Below are 18,686 nucleotides of genomic sequence, written 5' to 3'. Positions count from 1 at the left end.
GACCACCTGCCACTCGGGTCGTCGACCGGCTCGCTAGGCTCGACCGGACGCACTGGAGGGAGACAGTCCAGGATGGTTAGCGCATGATCGAGGGCGTGACCGAGCTAGCGACCCCGCCCGTTCCGCCCGCCCCGCCCTCGCCGTCGGCCATGCGCCGGGCGCTGCGCCGGGCCAGGGACGGGGTGAGCCTCAACGTCGACGAAGCCGCCGTGCTGCTGCAGGCGCGCGGCGAAGACCTGCTCGACCTGTGTCGCAGCGCCGCGCGGGTGCGTGACGCCGGGCTCGAATCGGCCGGTCGCTCCGGTGTCCTCACCTATTCCCGCAATGTCTTCATCCCGCTGACCCGGCTGTGCCGCGACCGGTGTCACTACTGCACCTTCGTCACCGTTCCCGGCAAACTGCGCGCCGAGGGCAAGGGCATGTTCCTCGAACCCGACGAAGTGCTCGACATCGCCCGGCGCGGCGCGGAACTCGGCTGCAAGGAAGCCCTGTTCACCCTCGGCGACCGCCCGGAGGACCGGTGGCCCGAGGCCGCGCAGTGGCTCGACGAACGCGGCTACGACTCCACCCTGGACTACCTGCGCGCCGTCTCGATCCTGGTGCTCGAGGAGACCGGCCTGCTGCCGCACCTGAATCCCGGGGTGATGAGCTGGGCGGAGATCGCGCGGCTCAAGCCGGTCGCGCAGTCGATGGGCATGATGCTCGAGACCACCTCCACCCGGCTGTTCACCGAAAAAGGGCAGTGCCATCACGGCAGTCCCGACAAGGACCCGGCGGTGCGGCTGCGCGCCATCACCGACGCGGGCAGGCTCTCGGTGCCCTACACCACCGGCATCCTGATCGGCATCGGTGAGACGGTCACCGAGCGGGCCGAGTCGATCATGGCGATTCGCAAGCTGCACAAGGAATTCCGGCACATCCAGGAAGTGATCGTGCAGAACTTCCTGGCCAAGGACGACACCCCCATGCGCGATCGGCCCGACGCCGGACTCGAGGAGTTCCGCGCGGCCATCGCGGTGACTCGCGTGCTGATGGGGCCGGACGTGACGGTGCAGGCGCCGCCGAATCTGGTCTCCGCGCAGGAGTGCCGCGACCTGATCGAGGCGGGCATCGACGACTGGGGCGGGGTCTCCCCGGTGACGCCCGACCACGTCAACCCGGAGCGGCCGTGGCCGAACCTCGAGACGCTGCGCGAGCTCACCGAGGCCGCCGGGTTCACCCTGGCCGAGCGCACCTCCGCACACCCGAAGTACGTCCGGGCGGGCAATCCGTGGATCGACCCGCGCATCGGCGCGCACGTCGCCGCGCTCACCGATCCGGCCACCGGCCTGGCCCGTCCCGACGCGCTGCCGGTGGGCCTGCCGTGGCAGGAGCCCGACGAGTCGTGGGAGTCGGCGGGCCGGGTGGACCTCGAGACCGCCATCGACACCGAGGGCCGCAACACCGAGACCCGCAGCGATGCCGGGCTCGGCGGCGCGGGCGAGGCGTTCGGCGCGTTCGGTGACTGGGACACCATCCGCGAGCACGCCCGCGGCCTGGCCGAAGTGCCGGTGGGGGCTCCGCAACGGCTGGACTCCGATGTGGCGGACGCGCTGCGAGCCGCCGAACGCGACCCGGCGGCGCTGTCGGACGAGCAGTACCTCGCGCTGGCCACCGCCGAAGGCGTCGATCTGGACGCGGTGACGGCGCTGGCCGACCGGCTGCGCCGCGACACCGTCGGCGACGAGGTGACCTACGTGGTCAACCGGAACATCAACTTCACCAACATCTGCTACACCGGCTGCCGGTTCTGCGCGTTCGCCCAGCGCAAGGGGGATGCCGACGCCTTCACGCTGAGCGCGCGGGAAGTCGCCGACCGCGCGTGGGAAGCCCATGTCGACGGCGCGACCGAGGTCTGCATGCAGGGCGGCATCGACCCCGAACTGCCGGTGACCGGCTACGCCGATCTGGTCCGGGCGGTCAAGGCCCGCGTGCCGTCCATGCACGTGCACGCGTTCAGCCCGATGGAGATCGTCAACGGCGCCTCCCGTGGCGGTCAGAGCATCGCCGACTGGCTCACCGCGCTCAAGGAAGCCGGCCTGGACACCATTCCCGGAACCGCCGCGGAGATTCTCGACGACGAGGTGCGCTGGGTGCTCACCAAGGGCAAACTGCCCAGCTCGGCATGGATCGAGGTGGTCACCACCGCGCACAAGGTGGGGCTGCGGTCGAGCTCGACCATGATGTACGGGCACGTGGACACCCCGAAGCACTGGGTCGGGCACCTGCGGGTGCTGCGCGGAATCCAGGACGAGACAGGCGGATTCACCGAATTCGTGCTGCTGCCGTTCGTGCATCAGAGTTCGCCGCTGTACCTGGCGGGCGCGGCGCGACCCGGCCCGACGATCCGCGACAACCGGGCCGCGCACGCGCTGGCTCGGATCATGCTGCACGGGCGCATCGACAACATCCAGACCAGCTGGGTCAAGCTCGGCATCGCGGGTACCAGGGTGATGCTGCAGGGTGGCGCCAACGACCTGGGCGGCACGCTGATGGAGGAGACCATCTCCCGGATGGCGGGCTCCCAGCACGGATCTGCCAAGACCGTCGCCGAGCTCACCGAGATCGCCGAGGGCATCGGCAGGCCGGTGCGTCAGCGCACCACGAGTTACGGCCGCGTGGACCGGGCGCAGGTGCCCGTCGCGACGGTGGGATAGCGGTCGCGGTTGTCGTGTGATACCGGCGAGTTAGGGCAGGCTGGTCGGTGTCGAGCGCGGCGGCCGGGATAGGGTTTTGCAGGGCGTACCACCCCACAGGTCAGGACAGACTAGGAGAACGGCAGTGCCGTACATCATCGCTGAACCGTGCGTTGACGTGAAGGACAAGGCATGCATCGAGGAATGCCCCGTGGACTGCATCTACGAGGGTGGTCGCATGCTGTACATCCATCCCGACGAGTGCGTGGACTGTGGTGCGTGTGAGCCGGTGTGCCCGGTGGAGGCGATCTTCTACGAAGACGACACTCCGGACCAGTGGAGCGGGTACATCAGCGCGAACGTCGATTTCTTCGACGATCTGGGCTCCCCGGGCGGCGCGACGAAGGTCGGCAAGGTCGACTACGACCCGCCGTTCGTCAAGGAACTCCCTCCGATGGGTGAGTGAGACCGGGTGAGTCAGCCCCGAGTGGCCGCACGTGGCCGGGTCAGCGCGCTGCTGCCCGATTTCCCTTGGGACACCATCGCTTCGGTGAAGGCGAAGGCCGCTTCCCATCCCGACGGCATCGTCGATCTCTCGGTGGGTACGCCGGTCGACCCGGTGCCCGAGGTGATCCGGGCGGCGCTGAGCTCTGTCGCCGACGTACCGGGCTACCCGACCACGCACGGCACTCCCGAACTGCGGGCCGCCGCGGTGGACGCGCTGAAGCGCCGCTACGGCATCACCGGTGTGCCTGCCTCGGCCGTGCTGCCGGTGATCGGCACCAAGGAACTGATCGCGGGCCTGCCCCGGCTGCTGGGCCTCGGCTCCGGCGACCTGGTGGTCATCCCGGAGATCGCCTACCCGACCTACGAGGTGGGCGCGCTGCTGGCGGGCGCCCGGGTGCTGCGCGCCGACGGGCTCACTCAGCTCGGCCCGCAGTCGCCCGCGCTGATCTACCTGAATTCGCCGTCGAATCCGACCGGCAAGGTGCTCGGCGTCGAGCACCTGCGCAAGGTGGTCGACTTCGCCCGCGAGCGCGGCGCGATCGTCGCCTCCGACGAGTGCTATCTGGGCCTGGCCTGGGACGAGCCCACGGTGTCCATCCTCGATCCCCGGGTCTGCGACGGCGACCACACCGGCCTGCTCGCGGTGCACTCGCTGTCGAAGACCTCGAACCTGGCCAGCTACCGCGCGGGTTTCGTGACCGGTGATCCGGACCTGGTGGCCGAGATGCTCGAGGTGCGCAAGCACTCCGGCATGATGGTGCCCTTCCCGATCCAGGCCGCCATGACCGCCGCCCTCGCCGACGACGCCCACGAACAGCGTCAGCGCGAGATCTACCGGGCCAGGCGCGAGGTGCTGCGCGCGGCTCTGGTGGAGGCGGGCTTCACCGTCGATCTTTCGGCGGCCGGGCTGTACCTGTGGTCGACTCGCGGCGAGTCCGCGCGCACGACCCTCGAGTGGCTGGCCGAGCGCGGCATCCTCGCCGCTCCGGGCGACTTCTACGGCCCGGCCTCCGGCAGTCACGTGCGGATCGCGCTCACGGCGACCGACGAACGGATCGCGGCCGCCGTGGCGCGGCTGAAGGCGTCGCGGGCCTGAGCGGGTCACCGGTCGGGCGAACGGCCGGATTTCCGAGGGCGCGGCGACTCGCGGGCCGGAGAATCGTCGCCAGGGGCACAGGAGCCGGGCTAGCCTTGGTTATGGACGCTGCCACAGTGGTCCCGACGCCCGTCAACGAGCCGGTGCACTCCTACGCCCCCGGAAGCGGGGAGCGGGAGCTGCTGCTGGCGCGAATCGCGGAGATCTCCGCCGAAACCGTCGATGTGCCGCTGGTGGTGGGCGGCAAGCATCGGCCGGGGACCGGCGAGCGGCACGCGATCCTCGCGCCACACCGGCGTGACCTGCTGCTGGGGACCTACACCGATACCACCCACGCCGAAGCCGAGACCGCGATCGAGACCGCCGTCGCGGCCGGTCCGGGCTGGCGCGCGCTGCCCTTCGACGAGCGGGCCGCGATCTTCCTGCGCGCGGCCGAACTGCTCGCGGGCCCGTGGCGCGAGACGCTGGCCGCCGCGACCATGCTCGGGCAGTCCAAATCGGCGGTGCAGGCCGAGATCGACGCGCCCTGTGAGCTGGTCGATTTCTGGCGCTTCAACGTCCACTTCGCCCGCGAGATCCTGGCCATGCAGCCGCAGTCCTCGCCCGGTGTGTGGAATCGGATGGAGTACCGCCCGCTGGAGGGCTTCGTCTACGCGATCACCCCGTTCAACTTCACCGCCATCGCGGGCAATCTGCCCACCGCGCCCGCGCTCATGGGCAATACCGTCGTGTGGAAACCCGCACCGACGCAGACGCTTTCGGCCTATTACACGATGCGTCTGCTGGAGGCCGCTGGTCTGCCTCCCGGCGTGATCAACATGGTCACCGGCGACGGCGCGCACCTGTCGGAGGTCGCCCTGGCCGATCCGCGCCTGGCGGGCATCCACTTCACCGGCTCGACCGCGACGTTCCAGTACCTGTGGCGCGAGGTGGGCGCGAATATCGGCCGCTACCAGGGGTATCCGCGGCTGGTGGGGGAGACCGGCGGCAAGGATTTCATCCTCGCGCACCCCTCCGCCGACCCGAAAGCCTTGACCACCGCGCTGATTCGCGGCGCCTTCGAGTACCAGGGGCAGAAGTGTTCGGCCGCGTCCCGCGCCTACATTCCGCGCTCGGTGTGGCGGGAGATGGGCGACCGGTTCCTGGGCGGCGTGGCGGATCTGCGCTACGGCGACGTCGCCGATCTGGCGAATTTCGGTGGCGCGCTGATCGATCAGCGCGCCTACGACAAGAATGTGGCCGCGCTCGCCAGGGCTCGGGACGCGGGTCTCACCGTGGCGGCCGGCGGCGGGCACGACGATGCGCAGGGCTGGTTCGTTGACCCGACGGTGCTGCTCTGCGACGACCCGGCCGACGAGGCGCTGCGCACGGAGTACTTCGGCCCGATCCTGACCGTGCGGGTCTACGACGACGGTCAGCCGGACGCCTTCGAATCGGTGTTGGCCGAGGCGGAATCGGCCGCGCCCTACGCGCTCACCGGAGCTGTCTTCGCGCGTGAGCGGGCGGCCATCGATCGCGCCGCGCACGTCCTGCGCTACGCGGCGGGCAATTTCTACGTCAACGACAAGCCGACCGGCGCGGTCGTCGGTCAGCAGCCTTTCGGCGGCGCCCGGGCGTCCGGGACCGACGACAAGGCGGGCTCACCGCTGAATCTGCTGCGCTGGGTGGCGCCACGCACCATCAAGGAGACCTTCGCGCCACCCACCGGCCACCGCTATCCCCATATGGGGGACTGAGAGATCAGACCAGCGGCCTGCCGCTGCGCACACGCTTGCGGAAGTCCCACAGGTAGTAGTTCATCGGGAACATCCGCGCCGCCTTGGGCGTCTTGGACTGCACCTTGCCGATCACCAGCAGCAGCAGGCGCAGGGTGTGCTCCTTCATGGGCGACCAGGTCATGCCCATCTCGTCGCGCAGGTGCTCGGGCAGCAGGCCGGTGACCACGAAGCGGTGGAACCAGCCGAAGAGGATGCGCACCGGCGGCGGGGTCATCGTCAGATCGATCAGGCCGTCGAAGTAGGCCTTGGTCCGCGCGTCGATCTTCTTCTCCGCCAGCTCGGCGTCCCAGTACGCCTGGAAGGCCGCGCGGTCGGCCGGCCACATCTCCGGGCGCATCTGCAGGCTGGTGCCCAGATTGACGGACTTGGCGTAGAGCGCGTCGAGGGTGGCCTCGTCCAGACCGCCGTGCAGCCGTTCGTGCAGGTCCACGATGCCGTAGTACAGGCAGGCGGCCACCCACAGCTGCAGCTTCGGATCGAAGGCGTTGTACTTGACCGGGCTGTCGGAGCCGGAGCGCACCGTGCGGTGCGAGGTGTTGACCGCCTCGCGGTAGGTGGCGATCTCGGCCTGGGTGCCCATCATGGCGACCGAGAGGTAGGTCAGCGTGGTGCGCAGGCGCTTGAGCGGATGCAGAGTGACCTTTCCGGAGTCGACGGTGCTCTCCAGCACGCCGTACGCGACCGGAGCGTGGCTGAGCTGCATGATGACGTTGGCCACGCCACCGAGAAGGGCGGTGCTCCCGTACCAGAATTCGTCCATCCGGAAGTCGTCGGCGGCGCCGGGGCGGCTGTGGCTCGGTGTCGGTGTTTCGGGCGTCGTTGCACGAAGGGGCGCGCTCATCATTCCTCGTCTTTCCGGCTCGCGGTCGCCAGTGCTGCGTGATACAGCGCCGCGGTGACACGATGAGAAGGTTATTGCCTCAGACTCTCACTCGGAGGTCTTGTGTGTCAATGGGACTTTGTGCCCTAATGAGATGAAGTGTCATGAACCTTCTCATCGTCCGTGGTTGCTGTCAATCGAGCCGGCGGTGGCTGGGGGTATGCGATGCTGAAAGTGTCATCGTTTCGGGGCGGCGGATGAGGTGAGGAAGAACATGGCAAGGCTGAACAAGCTTCTCCCGGCGGTCCGCAACAGCGGTCCCGAGGACCGCAACCAGTCCCGCGTCCTCGACGCGGCCCTGCTGGCCTTTCTGGACTTCGGGATCAAGCGGACCAGTATGGTCGAGGTCGCCCGGCGCTGCGGGCTGTCGCTGGCCACGCTCTATCGCCGGTTCGCCAGCAAGTCCGATCTCATCGAGGCGGTGGCGCTGCGGCAGTCCAGGGAGTTCATCCACGGCGTCGACGAGGTGCTGGCCCGTCAGGTCGACCGCGACGCGGGCGCCGAAGACCAGATCGTCGAGCTGTTCGTGGCATTCATCAACGGACTCCGGGAGAACCAGCTGATCCACCGGCTGCTGGCCACCGAGCCGGAACTGGTGCTGCCCTTCCTCACCACGCGCGGCGCGCCGATCATCGAACTCGGCCGCGACTACCTCACCGAGTTCATCCGGCGGTTGCAGTCCGAGGGCAAGCTGCCCGAATACGATCCCGAGCCGCTGGCGGAGATGATCGCCCGCACGGCGGTGTCGATGGCGCTGACCCCGCAGACCGTCATCCCGGTGGGGGACGACGAGCTGGCGCGCGCGTTCGCCCGCGATCACGTGGTGGTGTCGTTCCGCGTCCCGGCGAAGCCGCAGAACGAATCCGTGCCCGCGGGCCGGGCCGGCGAGTAGCCCGACATCCGGCTCCGCTTCCACCGGCCCGCATCCCACCGGCTCTGCTTCCCACCGGCTCGGCTGCTCAGACCATCGGCAGCCCGAGCCGCCTGCGCAGCCGCATGTCCCACAACAGGACGTTGATCGGCAGCGTCTTGACCGCTCGTGGCAGTCGATCCTCGACCGCGCCGACGGTGCTCAGCAGCACGGCCAGCCTGCGGTCGTCGGCCGGGCTCCAGCGCATTCCCATCTGCTCGCGCAGGCGCTCGGGCAGCAGGCCCGCGGTGACCCAGCGGTGCAACGGGGCCAAGGTCAGCTGCACCGGCAGCGGGAACATCTTCAGATTCACCAGATCCCAGAAGAACTCGCGCACCGGCGGGTCGATGCGGGTCGTCGCCAGGTGCTCGCGCCAGTAGGCGTCGAAGGCTTCGCGGTCGGCGGGCCATTGCCCGGGATGGACCTGCAGGGTGGTGCCCAGCCGTTCGGCGTTGCGGTAGAAGGCGTCGGCCTCGGCGGCGTGCATGGGGCCGTGCATGCGCTCGTGCAGATCGCGCGCGCCCCAGTACAGGCAGGCCGCCACCCACAACTGCAGCCGTCGGTCGAAGGCGTTGTACTTCACCGGGCTCTCGGGACCGGAGCGCACGGCGCGATGCACGCTGTCGACGGCGGCGCGATAGGCCAGGCGATCCTCGTCGGTGCCGACCATGGCCACGGCCAGGTAGGTCAGCGTGGTGCGTGCGCGCTTGACCGGGTGGACCATGATGTTGCCGCTGTCGACCTTGCTCTCCACCACGCCGTAGCCGACCGGCGGCATGCTCAATTGCAGGATGACGTTGGCGGCGGCCCCGAAGAACGCGGATGTGGCGTCGACGTGGTCGCGGATGTCGAAACCGTCGGCGCTGCCCGAGGTGGGCGCGGTCGGGCGCGATGCGCGCAGTGGGCTGGCCATCTCGATCCCCGTTCTCGTCGTTGAGAAGGATGTGACTCGACATTCTCATTCTCTCCGGGGTGTGTCAACGGTCACCATCGATCGAGGCCGGGGTGTGATGTCGCGGGGCGGTAGCCGGGTCCCGGCGTGCCGCACAGTAGGTTCGAGACCATGCCGTCCGGTCCCTCCTTGCTGCTCAGTTCCCTGAATCCGGCCGCGGTCGCGGCGGGTGCGGACATTCCCGACGCGGTCACCATCGACGGTGTGACGCTGTCGCGTTCGGATCTGCTCGGCGCGGCGACCTCGGTGGCCGAGCGTGTCGCGCGCGCCGAGCGGGTCGCCGTCCTGGCCCGGCCGAACCTGCGCACGGTGCTCGCGGTGGTCGGCAGCCTGATCGCCGGGGTGACCGTGGTGCCGGTGCCGCCGGATTCGGGCGCGGCCGAACTCGCGCACATTCTGGCCGATTCCGGCGCCCACGCCTGGCTCGGTGAAGCGCCCGAAGGGGCGGGCCTGCCGGTGATCCCGGTCCGGCTGCACGCGCGCTCGTGGCACACCTACCCCGAACCGCCCGCCCGGACACCGGCTTTCGTGCTCTACACCTCCGGAACCACCGGCCCGCCCAAGGGTGTCGTGCTCACCCGCGGGGCCATCGCCGCTGGTCTGGACGCGCTGGCCGAGGCATGGGACTGGACTTCGAAAGACACTCTGGTGCACGGCCTTCCGTTGTTCCACGTGCACGGCCTGGTGCTCGGCGTGCTGGGCGCGCTGCGGTTCGGCAGCCCGCTGGTGCACACCGGCAAGCCGACGCCGCAGGCCTACGCCGAGGCCGAGGGCACGCTGTACTTCGGGGTGCCGACAGTGTGGTCGCGCATCGTCGAGGACGAGGCGGCCGCGAAGGCGCTGAGCGGGGCGCGGCTGCTGGTCTCCGGGAGCGCGCCGTTGCCGGTGCCGGTGTTCGAGCGGCTGCGCGAGCTGACCGGGCACGCTCCGGTGGAGCGCTACGGCATGAGCGAGACCATGATCACCCTGTCCACCCGCGCCGACGGCGAACGCAGGCCCGGCTGGGTCGGCCTGCCGGTGCGCGGTGTCGAGACCAGGCTGCGCGACGAGACCGGCGCTCCGGTCCCGCACGACGGGGAGAGCATCGGCGGTCTGCAGGTTCGTGGCCCGATGCTGTTCGCCGGGTATCTCGGCAGGCCAGAGGCCACCGCGGACAGCTGGACCGAGGACGGCTGGTTCAAGACCGGCGACGTCGCGGCCATCGACGCCGAAGGATTCCACCGCATCGTGGGACGAGAATCGGTGGACCTGATCAAGTCCGGTGGATTCCGCGTCGGCGCGGGCGAAGTCGAGACCGCCCTGCTCGGCCACCCGGCTGTCGCCGAAGCGGCCGTGGTCGGGATGCCCGACGACGATCTGGGCCAGCGCATCGTCGCGTTCGTCGTCCCGCGTGCCGACGCCGATACCGCCGCGCTGCCCGAGGAGTTGATCGATCTGGTGGCCGGACAGCTCTCGGTGCACAAACGCCCGCGCGAGGTCAGGATCGTGTCATCGCTGCCGCGCAACGCCATGGGCAAAGTGCAGAAGAAGGTTCTGGCCGCCGAGGCCTGATCCGGTTCGGCCGCCCGGTCGCCTACACCCGAATCCCCTGACGCACCCGGAGCGGGCGCGTCAGGAGTGGGGGATCAGTTGTGGGCGTGCAGGTCCTCGTTGAGTTCGATGCCGGTGCCCTTGCGGTGCACGACCTCGACCGCGCCGGTGGTGGAGTTGCGGCGGAAGAGCAGGTTGTCGCGGCCCGCGAGTTCGGCGGCCTTGACCACCCGGCCCTCGGACGTGGTGACCTTGGTGCCCGCGGTCAGATACAGGCCCGCTTCGACCACGCAGTCGTTGCCGAGCGGGATGCCCAGGCCGGAATTGGCGCCCAGCAGCGAGCGTTCGCCGATGGAGATGACGGTGGTGCCGCCGCCGGAGAGCGTGCCCATGGTGGAGGCGCCGCCGCCGATGTCGGAGCCGTCGCCGACCACGACACCGGCGGAGATGCGGCCCTCGACCATGGAGGCGCCCAGGGTGCCCGCGTTGAAGTTGACGAAGCCCTCGTGCATGACGGTGGTGCCCGCCGCGAGGTGCGCGCCGAGGCGGACCCGGTCGGCGTCGCCGATGCGCACGCCGGAGGGCACCACGTAGTCGACCATGCGCGGGAACTTGTCGACGCTGTAGACGGTGACCGGGCCGCGGGCGCGCAGCTTCAGGCGGGTCTGTTCGAAGCCCTCCACGGCGGCCGGGCCGTGGTTGGTCCACACCACATTGCTGAGCAGGCCGAACTGACCGTCCAGATTCACCGAGTGCGGGGTGACCAGGCGATGCGAGAGCAGGTGCAGGCGCAGGTAGACGTCGTGGGCGTCGACCGGGGCGACGGACAGGTCGGCGATGGTGGTGCGCACCGCGATCACCTCGACACCGCGGGCATCGTCCACGCCGAGCAGGTCGGCGAAGCTCTCGGGGGCCTCGTCGAGGCGCTCGGTGCCGGTTGTCTCGAAGGACCCGAGTTCCGGGCTCGGGTACCAGGTGTCCAGGACGGTGCCGTCCGCGGTCACGTTGGCGATACCGACTGCTGTTGCTCCCTGAATGCTCACGTCGTCAGAGGTTACCCACTCGCCCGGCGCGGGTGGTGAGCTACCTCCGGCCCGGCGGGCAGGTCGTAGGCTGGCCCGGTGAGCATCGACCTGTCCGCCGATCCGATCGCCCTGACCGCCGCCCTGGTCGACATCCCCAGCGTCTCCCTCGGCGAGCGCGCGATCGCCGACGTCGTGGAGCGCGCGTTGCGCGAGCAGACCACCGGCTTCGAAGTGCTGCGCCACGGCAACGTGGTGCTGGCGCGCACCGACCGCGGCCTGCCCACCCGGGTGATCCTGGCCGGGCACCTGGACACCGTGCCGATCGCGGACAATGTGCCCAGCCGCTTCGGCGAAGGCGCCGACGGCGAGCAGCTGCTGCACGGCTGCGGCACGGTCGACATGAAATCCGGCGACGCGGTGTTCCTGCATCTGGCCGCCACCGTCGCCGACCCCGTGCACGATCTGACCCTGATCTTCTACGACGGCGAGGAGATCGCCGCCGAATACAACGGCCTCGGCCACATCGAACGCGATCTGCCGGCCTGGCTCGACGGCGACCTGGCCGTGCTCGGCGAACCCTCCGGCGGCTGGATCGAGGCGGGCTGCCAGGGCACGCTGCGGGTGCGGCTGAGCACCGAGGGCGTGCGGGCGCATTCGGCGCGAGCGTGGATGGGCGACAACGCCATCCATCGCCTGGCGCCGGTACTGGCCCGGCTGGAGAACTACACCCCGCGCGCTGTCGACATCGACGGCTGCGTCTACCGGGAGGGTCTGTCGGCGGTCGCGATCGACGGCGGGGTCGCCGGCAACGTGATTCCCGACGCCGCGGGCGTGACGGTCAACTTCCGCTTCGCCCCCGACCGCAGTGTCGACCAGGCGATCGCGCACGTGCGTGAGGTCTTCGCCGGTACGGACATCGGCTTCGAGGTCACCGACGCCGCCGCGGGCGCGTTGCCCGGACTCACCGCCCCCGCCGCGAAGGCGCTGATCGACTCGGTGAACGCGCACGGCGGCGGCGGAGTGCGGGCCAAGTACGGCTGGACCGACGTGTCCCGCTTCGCGGCGCGCGGCATCCCCGCGGTGAACTTCGGCCCCGGCGATCCGAATCTGGCGCACAAGCGCGACGAGCACGTGCCGACCGCGCAGATCACCGCGGTCGCCGCCATGTTGCGCGCCTACCTGACCGGGGGCGCGGCACCGGTCTGACAAGCGTCGCCGCCCCGCCCCGGGGCATTCACCACGGCGACAGATCGCGGTGCACCCGGCCCGGTAGCGTGGACCCATGTCCACCGACGCCGCCGACCCCACCGACAGCAGAAACCCGGACAGCGCGAATTCCGGCAGCGCGGACCCCGGCAGCCATTCCCCCTCCGGCGGCGCTGATTCCGGCGGCGCGGGTACGAACCCCGCCGATCACCGGGGAACTGTCGCCGACCGGCAAGCCGCCGCGCAAGCCAGGTCCGCCGCGAAGTTCCGGGGACCGGTCATGTACCGGCGCGACCGCAAGCCCGGCATCCGCACCGCCGACCGCAATCTGCTCGACAGCCGCGGCGACGCGGACTGGGTCCACACCGACCCGTGGCGGGTGCTGCGCATCCAGGCCGAATTCGTCGAGGGCTTCGGTGCGCTCGCCGAGGTGCCGCGCGCGGTCACGGTGTTCGGTTCGGCGCGCACCCCGGTCGACCACCCGGAGTACGAGGCCGGGTACGCGATCGGCGCGGCGCTGGCACGGGCCGGTTTCGCGGTCATCACCGGCGGCGGGCCGGGCGCGATGGAAGCGGCCAACCGGGGCGCCGGAGAGGCGGGCGGATATTCGATCGGCCTGGGCATCGAGCTGCCGTTCGAGCAGAGCATCAACGACTGGGTCGATCTGGGCATCAACTTCCGCTACTTCTTCGTGCGCAAGACGATGTTCGTGAAGTACTCCCAGGCGTTCGTCTGTCTGCCCGGCGGCTTCGGCACCCTGGACGAACTGTTCGAGGCGCTGACCCTGGTGCAGACCGGCAAGATCACCCGGTTCCCGATCATCCTGTTCGGCCGCTCCTACTGGTCCGGCCTGGTGGACTGGATACGCAATTCCCTCGAGGGCTTCGGCAAGATCTCGCCCGGGGATCTCGACCTGCTGTATGTGACCGATCATGTCGACGAGGTGGTCGACATCATCGCCCGCGCCGCCGACTTCCGCGCCGACGTGAGCACCTACGGCACCGAGGATCTGTGGTGAGCGCCGAATCCCCTGGCAGCGACAGGTTCGCGGTCTGCGTCTACTGCTCGTCGAGCACCACCGATCCGGAACTGCTGAACCTGGCCGCCCGCGTCGGCACCGAGATCGCCCGCCGCGGCTGGCAACTGGTCTCCGGCGGCGGCCACGTCTCGATGATGGGCGCGGTGGCGACCGCGGCCAGGGCCGGTGGGGCCGAGACCATCGGGGTGATCCCGAAACACCTGGTGCACAAGGAAGTCGCCGACACCGACTCCGACGAGCTGATCGTCACCGACACGATGCGCCAGCGCAAGCAGGTCATGGAGGATCGCGCCGACGCCTTCCTCACCCTGCCCGGCGGCATCGGCACCCTCGAGGAGTTCTTCGAGGCATGGACCGGCGGCTATCTCGGCGAGCACGGCAAGCCGGTGGTGTTGCTCGACCACGACGGGTACTACCGCGGCCTGTTCGACTGGATCGATGGACTGGGGGAGGGCGTCGTGCCCACGCGGGCACGCGCCCGGCTGACCGTCGCCACCGATCTGAGCACCGCCTTCGTCGCGCTGCGGCCCGAGCCGGGCGGTCCGCTGCCCGGCTGAGCCCCGGCGGTCGCCACTGTGGTCGGTACAGTCGAGGCATGTTCAGCCCGTCTGCGACGCCGCAGCCAGCAGTGCAGCAGCCAGGAGCGCAGCAGCCAGGAGCGCAGCAGCCCGCGGCACCCGCGGTACCGCAGCCCACGCTCTGCGGCAAAGCGGTGGCGACGGACCGGGCGCTGGTGATGGCGATCGTGAACCGCACCCCGGACTCGTTCTACGACCGCGGCGCCACCTTCACCGACGAGGCGGCGATGGCCGCGGTCCACCGCGCCGTCGCCGAAGGCGCCGACCTGGTCGACATCGGCGGGGTGAAGGCCGGGCCGGGGGAGGTGGTCGACGCCGAGGAGGAGACCCGCCGGGTGGTGCCCTTCGTGGCCGCCATCCGCGCCGCCTACCCCGAGTTGCTCGTCAGCGTCGACACCTGGCGCTCGCAGGTGGCGCGCGACGCGGTGGTCGCGGGCGCGGATCTGATCAACGACACCTGGGCGGGCGCCGACCCGGATCTGGTGCGTGTGGCGGCCGACCTCGGGGCAGGCATCGTGTGCAGCCACACCGGCGGCGCCATTCCGCGCACCAGGCCGCACCGCGTGCGCTACGCCGACGTGGTGGCCGAGGTCACCGAGACCGTGGTGCGCGCCGCCGAGCAGGCCGCCGACGCCGGGGTGCGCACGGACTCGATCCTCATCGATCCGACCCACGATTTCGGCAAGAACACCTATCACGGCCTCGAGTTGTTGCGGGGAGTGGACGTTCTCGTAAAAACCGGATGGCCGGTGCTGATGGCACTGAGTAACAAGGATTTCATCGGGGAGACTCTTGGTGTGGGACTCTCCGAACGACTGGAGGGCACCTTGGCAGCGACGGCGTGGTCGGCCGCCGCGGGCGCCCGCGTCTTCCGTGTCCACGAGGTGGCGCACACCCGGCGCGTGGTGGACATGATCGCCGCGATCCAGGGCTTCCGGCCCCCCGCACGAACCTTGCGAGGTCTGGTATGAAAACCCAACACCGTCAGCCCGCTTGGGCACGTACGAACACCTGGGACACCCCGGCGTGGACGATCGACGAACTCGTCGAGGCCAAGCAGGGGCGCACCGTCTCGGTGGTGCTGCCCGCCCTGAACGAAGAGAACACCGTCGCCGACGTGGTGGCCAGTATCCGGCCGCTGCTCGGTACCCTGGTCGACGAGTTGGTGGTGCTCGACTCCGGCTCCACCGACGCCACCGCGGACCGGGCCCGCGCGGCCGGTGCGGAGGTCGTCTCCAGGGAAGAAGCCGTTCCCGAACTGGAGCCGGTGCCGGGCAAAGGCGAAGCGCTGTGGCGCTCGCTGGCCGTGACCGAGGGCGACCTGATCGCCTTCGTCGACTCCGACCTCATCGACCCCGACCCGGCCTTCGTGCCGAAACTGCTCGGGCCGCTGCTGTGCGTGGAGAACATGCATCTGGTGAAGGCCTATTACCGCCGTCCGCTCCGCCAAGGCGGCGCGGTGGACGCGTACGGCGGCGGCCGGGTCACCGAACTGGTGGCGCGCCCGCTGCTGGCCGCGCTGCGCCCGGAGCTGTCCGCGGTCCTGCAACCGCTCGGCGGCGAGTACGCGGGCACCAGGGAACTGCTCACCTCGGTGCCGTTCGCACCCGGCTACGGCGTGGAGATCGGGCTGCTGCTCGACACCTACGACCAGCTCGGCCTGCCGGCCATCGGCCAGGTCAATCTGGGGGTGCGCACCCATCGCAACCGCCCGCTGTCGGATCTCGGCGTGATGAGCCGCCAGATCCTGGGCACGGTGCTCGGGCGCAGCGGGGTCGCCGACTCCGGCGCGGCACTGACCCAGTTCCCGGTGATCGACGACGAATTCATCGCGCACCAGACCGAGGTCTCGTTGGACGACCGGCCGCCGATGAACACTCTGCGTCCCTCGCGCGTCGCCGCCTGACCTTCCCGCACGGTCGGCCGGATCAGCGGCGGACGCGACCGTTGGTGCGCGGGTCGCCCTGATGCAGGTAGACCGGGGTGAGCAGATCGGCGTCCACGGGTTCGCCGCTGGACCGGTCGTAGCGGACCGCGATCAGCACGGAGAACAGGTGGTGCTCGGCGCGCTCGTGCAGCCCGGCGAGGCGGGTGGCCAGCAGCCGAACCGCGCCGAGCGAGCCCGGCGGATGCAGGCCGTCGATGAGCAGGCAGCTGCCGCGTCCGTCGGGGCGTGGCAGCCGGGCCAGATAGGCGATGTCGTGCGGCTCGGGACCGGCGGGCCGGTAGACGCGGCGGGCGGCGCGGTCCTCGATACCACGGCGTGCGTCGCCGGGGCGGACGACGGTGCGCCGCAACCGGGGATCGGCGGCGGCGAGCTGGCGCAGGCTGGGCGAGAGTTCCGGGCCGCCGAGTACGATCAGGCCGTCGCGGTTGAGATCCACCGGGCGTCCCGGCGCGAAGTACTCCACCGTGGCCGGAAAACCCAAGTCGCGCAACAGGTCGACGAGTTTGGTCGCCGCGCTGGGATCGGGTGCGCCGAGCAGTCTGCCCGCGCGTACCTCGGGTGTGAGCACGGTGATCGCGCTGTGCCCGAAGAACAATCCCTCCGGAGCGGGGCCCTGGGTACTCACCTGATGGATGCGGGCGCGGGAAAGCCCCGCGGCGGCACCGATTCTGGCGAACGTCCACCCCTCGTCGTGCAGTTCCCGGATCACCGCTCGACGAATTCTGGTGAGTTCGTTGATCGTCTGCTGCGCAGCCGCCACCCCTTCGGTCGCGGCCTTGAGTCTTTCGACTTTGTCCTCTATCGCGAAGACCCGCGCCACGTCATCGGCCGACATGTCCGAAGTTTAGACAGCTCGACAGCCGTCCGTGTATACCCGACTTGACGGCTGTACTTTCCTACAGCCCAGTCGGTTTGGTAATTTCCCGGCGTTTCGTGCGAGACACGCCGAGTTGTGTGACTCAGGTGGCGTCAGGGTCGATCGGGGGATGTTCGTTGCGGGCCAAGGGTTTTTCCAGCGACGGCTTGCTGAGGCTCGGTTTCGACCCGAATGTCCCGTAGGAACCGCCGCCGGGCGAACCGGTGCCGTACACCTCGTCCTTGGTGGGCACCGACTTCTCCAAGTCGCGCAGCACCGAGTCGTCGCCGTTGAGCAGGTGCTTGGTGACCAGCGAGCGCGGGGTCATTCCGCGCAGCTCGTTCAGATCGGCCAGCGGCTTGCGCAGGTCGTCGAACTCCGGACCGAGCTCCTCCTTCAACTGCGCTGTCGCGCCGCTGGCGTAGTCGCGGATCTGCCGTAGCGAGTTCGTGGTCCAGCGCACGGCGCCGGGCAGCCGCTCCGGCCCGAGGATCACGAGGGCGGCGACGAGCAGAATCATCATCTCGCCCCAGCCGATGTTGCTGAACACGAATCCAGGCTACCTGGGCGTACGCCGGATAGGTCAGTCGGATTCCAACGTCACAGGCACGTCCACCTGCCTGCCGTCGCGAATCAACCGGACCGTCACCGTCTCGCCGATGTCGCGGGACTGCACCGCCACCGTCAGCTCCTCGGGTCCGGTGACCTCCCGGTCGCCGACCCTGACGATCACGTCACCCTCCACGATGCCGGCCTTGGCCGCAGGGCCGCCGTCTTCCACATCGGCCACCGCCGCGCCGCTCATGACCTCGTTGGCCACGGTCTGGGTGCGCGCGGAGACGCCGATCTTCGGGTGGTGCATGACGCCGTCGCGGATCAGGGTCTGCGCGACCTCGGTCATGGTGTCGACCGGGATGGCGAAGCCCAGGCCCACCGAGCCGCCGGTCTCGCTGCGGATGGCGGAGTTGATGCCGATGACCTGCCCGGCCATGTTCACCAGCGCGCCGCCGGAGTTGCCCGGGTTGATCGAGGCATCGGTCTGCACCGCGTCGATGACCGCGTTGGTGTCGCTGCCTTCGCCGGAGAGCTTCACCGGACGGTGCAGCGCGCTGACGATGCCGGAGGTGACGGTCTTGCTCAGGCCGAGCGGGGACCCGATGGCCAGCACGTCCTCGCCGACCTGCACGTCCTCGGACTTGCCGAGCTCGGCGACGGTCAGGTTCTTCACGTCCACCCTGAGCACGGCCAGGTCGGTCTTGGGGTCGCGACCGACGATCTCGGCGGGCACCCGGCTGCCGTCGGCGAAGGTCACCTGGATACTCGCCCGGTTGCTGGTGTCCTGAGCGGCCATCGAGATCACATGATTGTTGGTGACGATGTAGCCCTCGCCGTCGAGCACCACGCCCGAACCGGTCGAGCTGCCGTCGCCGACGGTGGTGCGGATGGAGACCACCGAGGGCAGGACCGCATTGGCGACCTGGGCGATCCGGCCGCTCGGGCCGTCGATGCCTTCGCTCTGCTCCAGGGTCACCTTGCGAGAGGTCAGGTTGGTGCTGGTCTCGGCGGTCAGCCGGCCGACCAGGCCGCCGACCACGCCGATGGCCAGCGCCAGCGCGGCCAGCAGGGCCAGTGCCTTGGGTGCGACGTGGGAGCCGAAGAGCACTTCGCGAGCGCTGAGCTTGTGTGCCGGCGGCAGCGGCTGCGGG

17 protein-coding genes are annotated in these 18,686 nt (G+C 69.9%); 11 read left to right on the top strand and 6 right to left on the bottom strand.

The features are described 5' to 3' along the window. Positions 1-83 precede the first annotated feature (83 nt). The 4 genes from NS3_RS23855 (at position 84) to pruA (ending at position 6,014) form a co-directional block, all read left to right on the top strand. Positions 84-2,696, top strand: a complete 2,613-nt coding sequence (locus NS3_RS23855; RefSeq protein WP_067863807.1) for a bifunctional FO biosynthesis protein CofGH — start codon at positions 84-86, stop codon at positions 2,694-2,696. 124 nt (positions 2,697-2,820) lie between these two features. Then, positions 2,821-3,141: a ferredoxin gene (gene fdxA / locus NS3_RS23850; RefSeq protein WP_067863804.1), complete on the top strand. Its 321-nt coding sequence runs from the start codon at positions 2,821-2,823 to the stop codon at positions 3,139-3,141. A gap of 21 nt (positions 3,142-3,162) precedes the next feature. Then, complete coding sequence (dapC, locus tag NS3_RS23845; protein ID WP_067863797.1) at positions 3,163-4,278, top strand: succinyldiaminopimelate transaminase; 1,116 nt, start codon at positions 3,163-3,165, stop codon at positions 4,276-4,278. A gap of 101 nt (positions 4,279-4,379) precedes the next feature. After that, positions 4,380-6,014 carry an L-glutamate gamma-semialdehyde dehydrogenase gene (gene pruA, locus NS3_RS23840; protein WP_067863795.1) on the top strand — a complete coding sequence of 545 codons (1,635 nt, stop codon included), beginning with the start codon at positions 4,380-4,382 and terminating at the stop codon, positions 6,012-6,014. A 4-nt stretch (positions 6,015-6,018) separates the two neighbouring features. Here the strand turns inward: pruA and NS3_RS23835 are convergent, their stop codons facing one another. Then, entirely contained in the window at positions 6,019-6,816 is a 798-nt protein-coding gene (locus NS3_RS23835) for an oxygenase MpaB family protein (RefSeq protein WP_245649781.1), read from the bottom strand. A 334-nt stretch (positions 6,817-7,150) separates the two neighbouring features. On the opposite strand from NS3_RS23835, the gene NS3_RS23830 reads away from it, so the two are divergent. Beyond that, positions 7,151-7,828: a TetR/AcrR family transcriptional regulator gene (locus NS3_RS23830; RefSeq protein ID WP_067863793.1), complete on the top strand. Its 678-nt coding sequence runs from the start codon at positions 7,151-7,153 to the stop codon at positions 7,826-7,828. Positions 7,829-7,895: 67 nt separating this feature from the next. On the opposite strand, the gene NS3_RS23825 is transcribed toward NS3_RS23830, so the two are convergent. Beyond that, on the bottom strand, positions 7,896-8,759 hold the full coding sequence (locus NS3_RS23825) for an oxygenase MpaB family protein (RefSeq protein WP_067863791.1): 864 nt from the start codon (positions 8,757-8,759) through the stop codon (positions 7,896-7,898). A gap of 150 nt (positions 8,760-8,909) precedes the next feature. On the opposite strand from NS3_RS23825, the gene NS3_RS23820 reads away from it, so the two are divergent. After that, positions 8,910-10,349, top strand: a complete 1,440-nt coding sequence (locus tag NS3_RS23820; RefSeq protein WP_174550512.1) for an acyl-CoA synthetase — start codon at positions 8,910-8,912, stop codon at positions 10,347-10,349. Between the two features lie 74 nt (positions 10,350-10,423). Here the strand turns inward: NS3_RS23820 and dapD are convergent, their stop codons facing one another. Beyond that, positions 10,424-11,371, bottom strand: coding sequence for a 2,3,4,5-tetrahydropyridine-2,6-dicarboxylate N-succinyltransferase (dapD, locus tag NS3_RS23815; protein ID WP_084495870.1), 948 nt, complete (start codon positions 11,369-11,371; stop codon positions 10,424-10,426). A gap of 78 nt (positions 11,372-11,449) precedes the next feature. Between dapD and dapE the strand changes: the two genes are divergently transcribed. The 5 genes from dapE to NS3_RS23790 all read left to right on the top strand — a co-directional run bounded on the left by dapE (position 11,450) and on the right by NS3_RS23790 (position 16,082). Beyond that, complete coding sequence (gene dapE, locus NS3_RS23810) at positions 11,450-12,559, top strand: succinyl-diaminopimelate desuccinylase (RefSeq protein ID WP_067863787.1); 1,110 nt, start codon at positions 11,450-11,452, stop codon at positions 12,557-12,559. Between the two features lie 280 nt (positions 12,560-12,839). Beyond that, a complete protein-coding gene (locus NS3_RS23805) occupies positions 12,840-13,577 on the top strand; it encodes an LOG family protein (RefSeq protein WP_067863959.1) in 738 nt (245 codons plus the stop codon). Beyond that, on the top strand, positions 13,574-14,155 hold the full coding sequence (locus tag NS3_RS23800; protein WP_067863962.1) for an LOG family protein: 582 nt from the start codon (positions 13,574-13,576) through the stop codon (positions 14,153-14,155). The genes NS3_RS23805 and NS3_RS23800 overlap by 4 nt, the downstream gene beginning before the upstream one ends. A gap of 38 nt (positions 14,156-14,193) precedes the next feature. Continuing rightward, positions 14,194-15,147, top strand: coding sequence for a dihydropteroate synthase (gene folP, locus NS3_RS23795; protein ID WP_245649780.1), 954 nt, complete (start codon positions 14,194-14,196; stop codon positions 15,145-15,147). Further along, on the top strand, positions 15,144-16,082 hold the full coding sequence (locus tag NS3_RS23790) for a glucosyl-3-phosphoglycerate synthase (RefSeq protein WP_067863782.1): 939 nt from the start codon (positions 15,144-15,146) through the stop codon (positions 16,080-16,082). Before folP ends, NS3_RS23790 begins: the two co-directional genes overlap by 4 nt. A gap of 22 nt (positions 16,083-16,104) precedes the next feature. On the opposite strand, the gene NS3_RS23785 is transcribed toward NS3_RS23790, so the two are convergent. From NS3_RS23785 to NS3_RS23775, 3 genes are all read right to left on the bottom strand, one after another. Then, entirely contained in the window at positions 16,105-16,959 is an 855-nt protein-coding gene (locus NS3_RS23785; RefSeq protein ID WP_067863779.1) for a hypothetical protein, read from the bottom strand. A gap of 124 nt (positions 16,960-17,083) precedes the next feature. Then, positions 17,084-17,530, bottom strand: a complete 447-nt coding sequence (gene tatB, locus NS3_RS23780) for a Sec-independent protein translocase protein TatB (RefSeq protein WP_067863776.1) — start codon at positions 17,528-17,530, stop codon at positions 17,084-17,086. A gap of 33 nt (positions 17,531-17,563) precedes the next feature. Further along, positions 17,564-18,686 (bottom strand): S1C family serine protease (locus tag NS3_RS23775; protein WP_067863773.1); only part of this gene is annotated, 1,123 nt, incomplete at its 5' end.

Source organism: Nocardia shimofusensis NBRC 100134, from assembly GCF_001613125.1.
Taxonomy (GTDB): domain Bacteria; phylum Actinomycetota; class Actinomycetes; order Mycobacteriales; family Mycobacteriaceae; genus Nocardia; species Nocardia shimofusensis.
Note: the sequence above shows the minus strand (reverse complement) of the source record. Positions and strands in the feature narration are given on the sequence as shown.

Coding starts and splice junctions, on each gene's coding strand:
- NS3_RS23855 (WP_067863807.1), top strand. CDS start 84: ATGATCGAGGGCGTGACCGAGCTAGCGACCCCGCCCGTTCCGCCCGCC.
- pruA (WP_067863795.1), top strand. CDS start 4,380: ATGGACGCTGCCACAGTGGTCCCGACGCCCGTCAACGAGCCGGTGCAC.
- NS3_RS23835 (WP_245649781.1), bottom strand. CDS start 6,816: ATGGACGAATTCTGGTACGGGAGCACCGCCCTTCTCGGTGGCGTGGCC.
- NS3_RS23830 (WP_067863793.1), top strand. CDS start 7,151: ATGGCAAGGCTGAACAAGCTTCTCCCGGCGGTCCGCAACAGCGGTCCC.
- NS3_RS23825 (WP_067863791.1), bottom strand. CDS start 8,759: ATGGCCAGCCCACTGCGCGCATCGCGCCCGACCGCGCCCACCTCGGGC.
- NS3_RS23820 (WP_174550512.1), top strand. CDS start 8,910: ATGCCGTCCGGTCCCTCCTTGCTGCTCAGTTCCCTGAATCCGGCCGCG.
- NS3_RS23805 (WP_067863959.1), top strand. CDS start 12,840: ATGTACCGGCGCGACCGCAAGCCCGGCATCCGCACCGCCGACCGCAAT.
- folP (WP_245649780.1), top strand. CDS start 14,194: ATGTTCAGCCCGTCTGCGACGCCGCAGCCAGCAGTGCAGCAGCCAGGA.
- NS3_RS23790 (WP_067863782.1), top strand. CDS start 15,144: ATGAAAACCCAACACCGTCAGCCCGCTTGGGCACGTACGAACACCTGG.
- NS3_RS23785 (WP_067863779.1), bottom strand. CDS start 16,959: ATGTCGGCCGATGACGTGGCGCGGGTCTTCGCGATAGAGGACAAAGTC.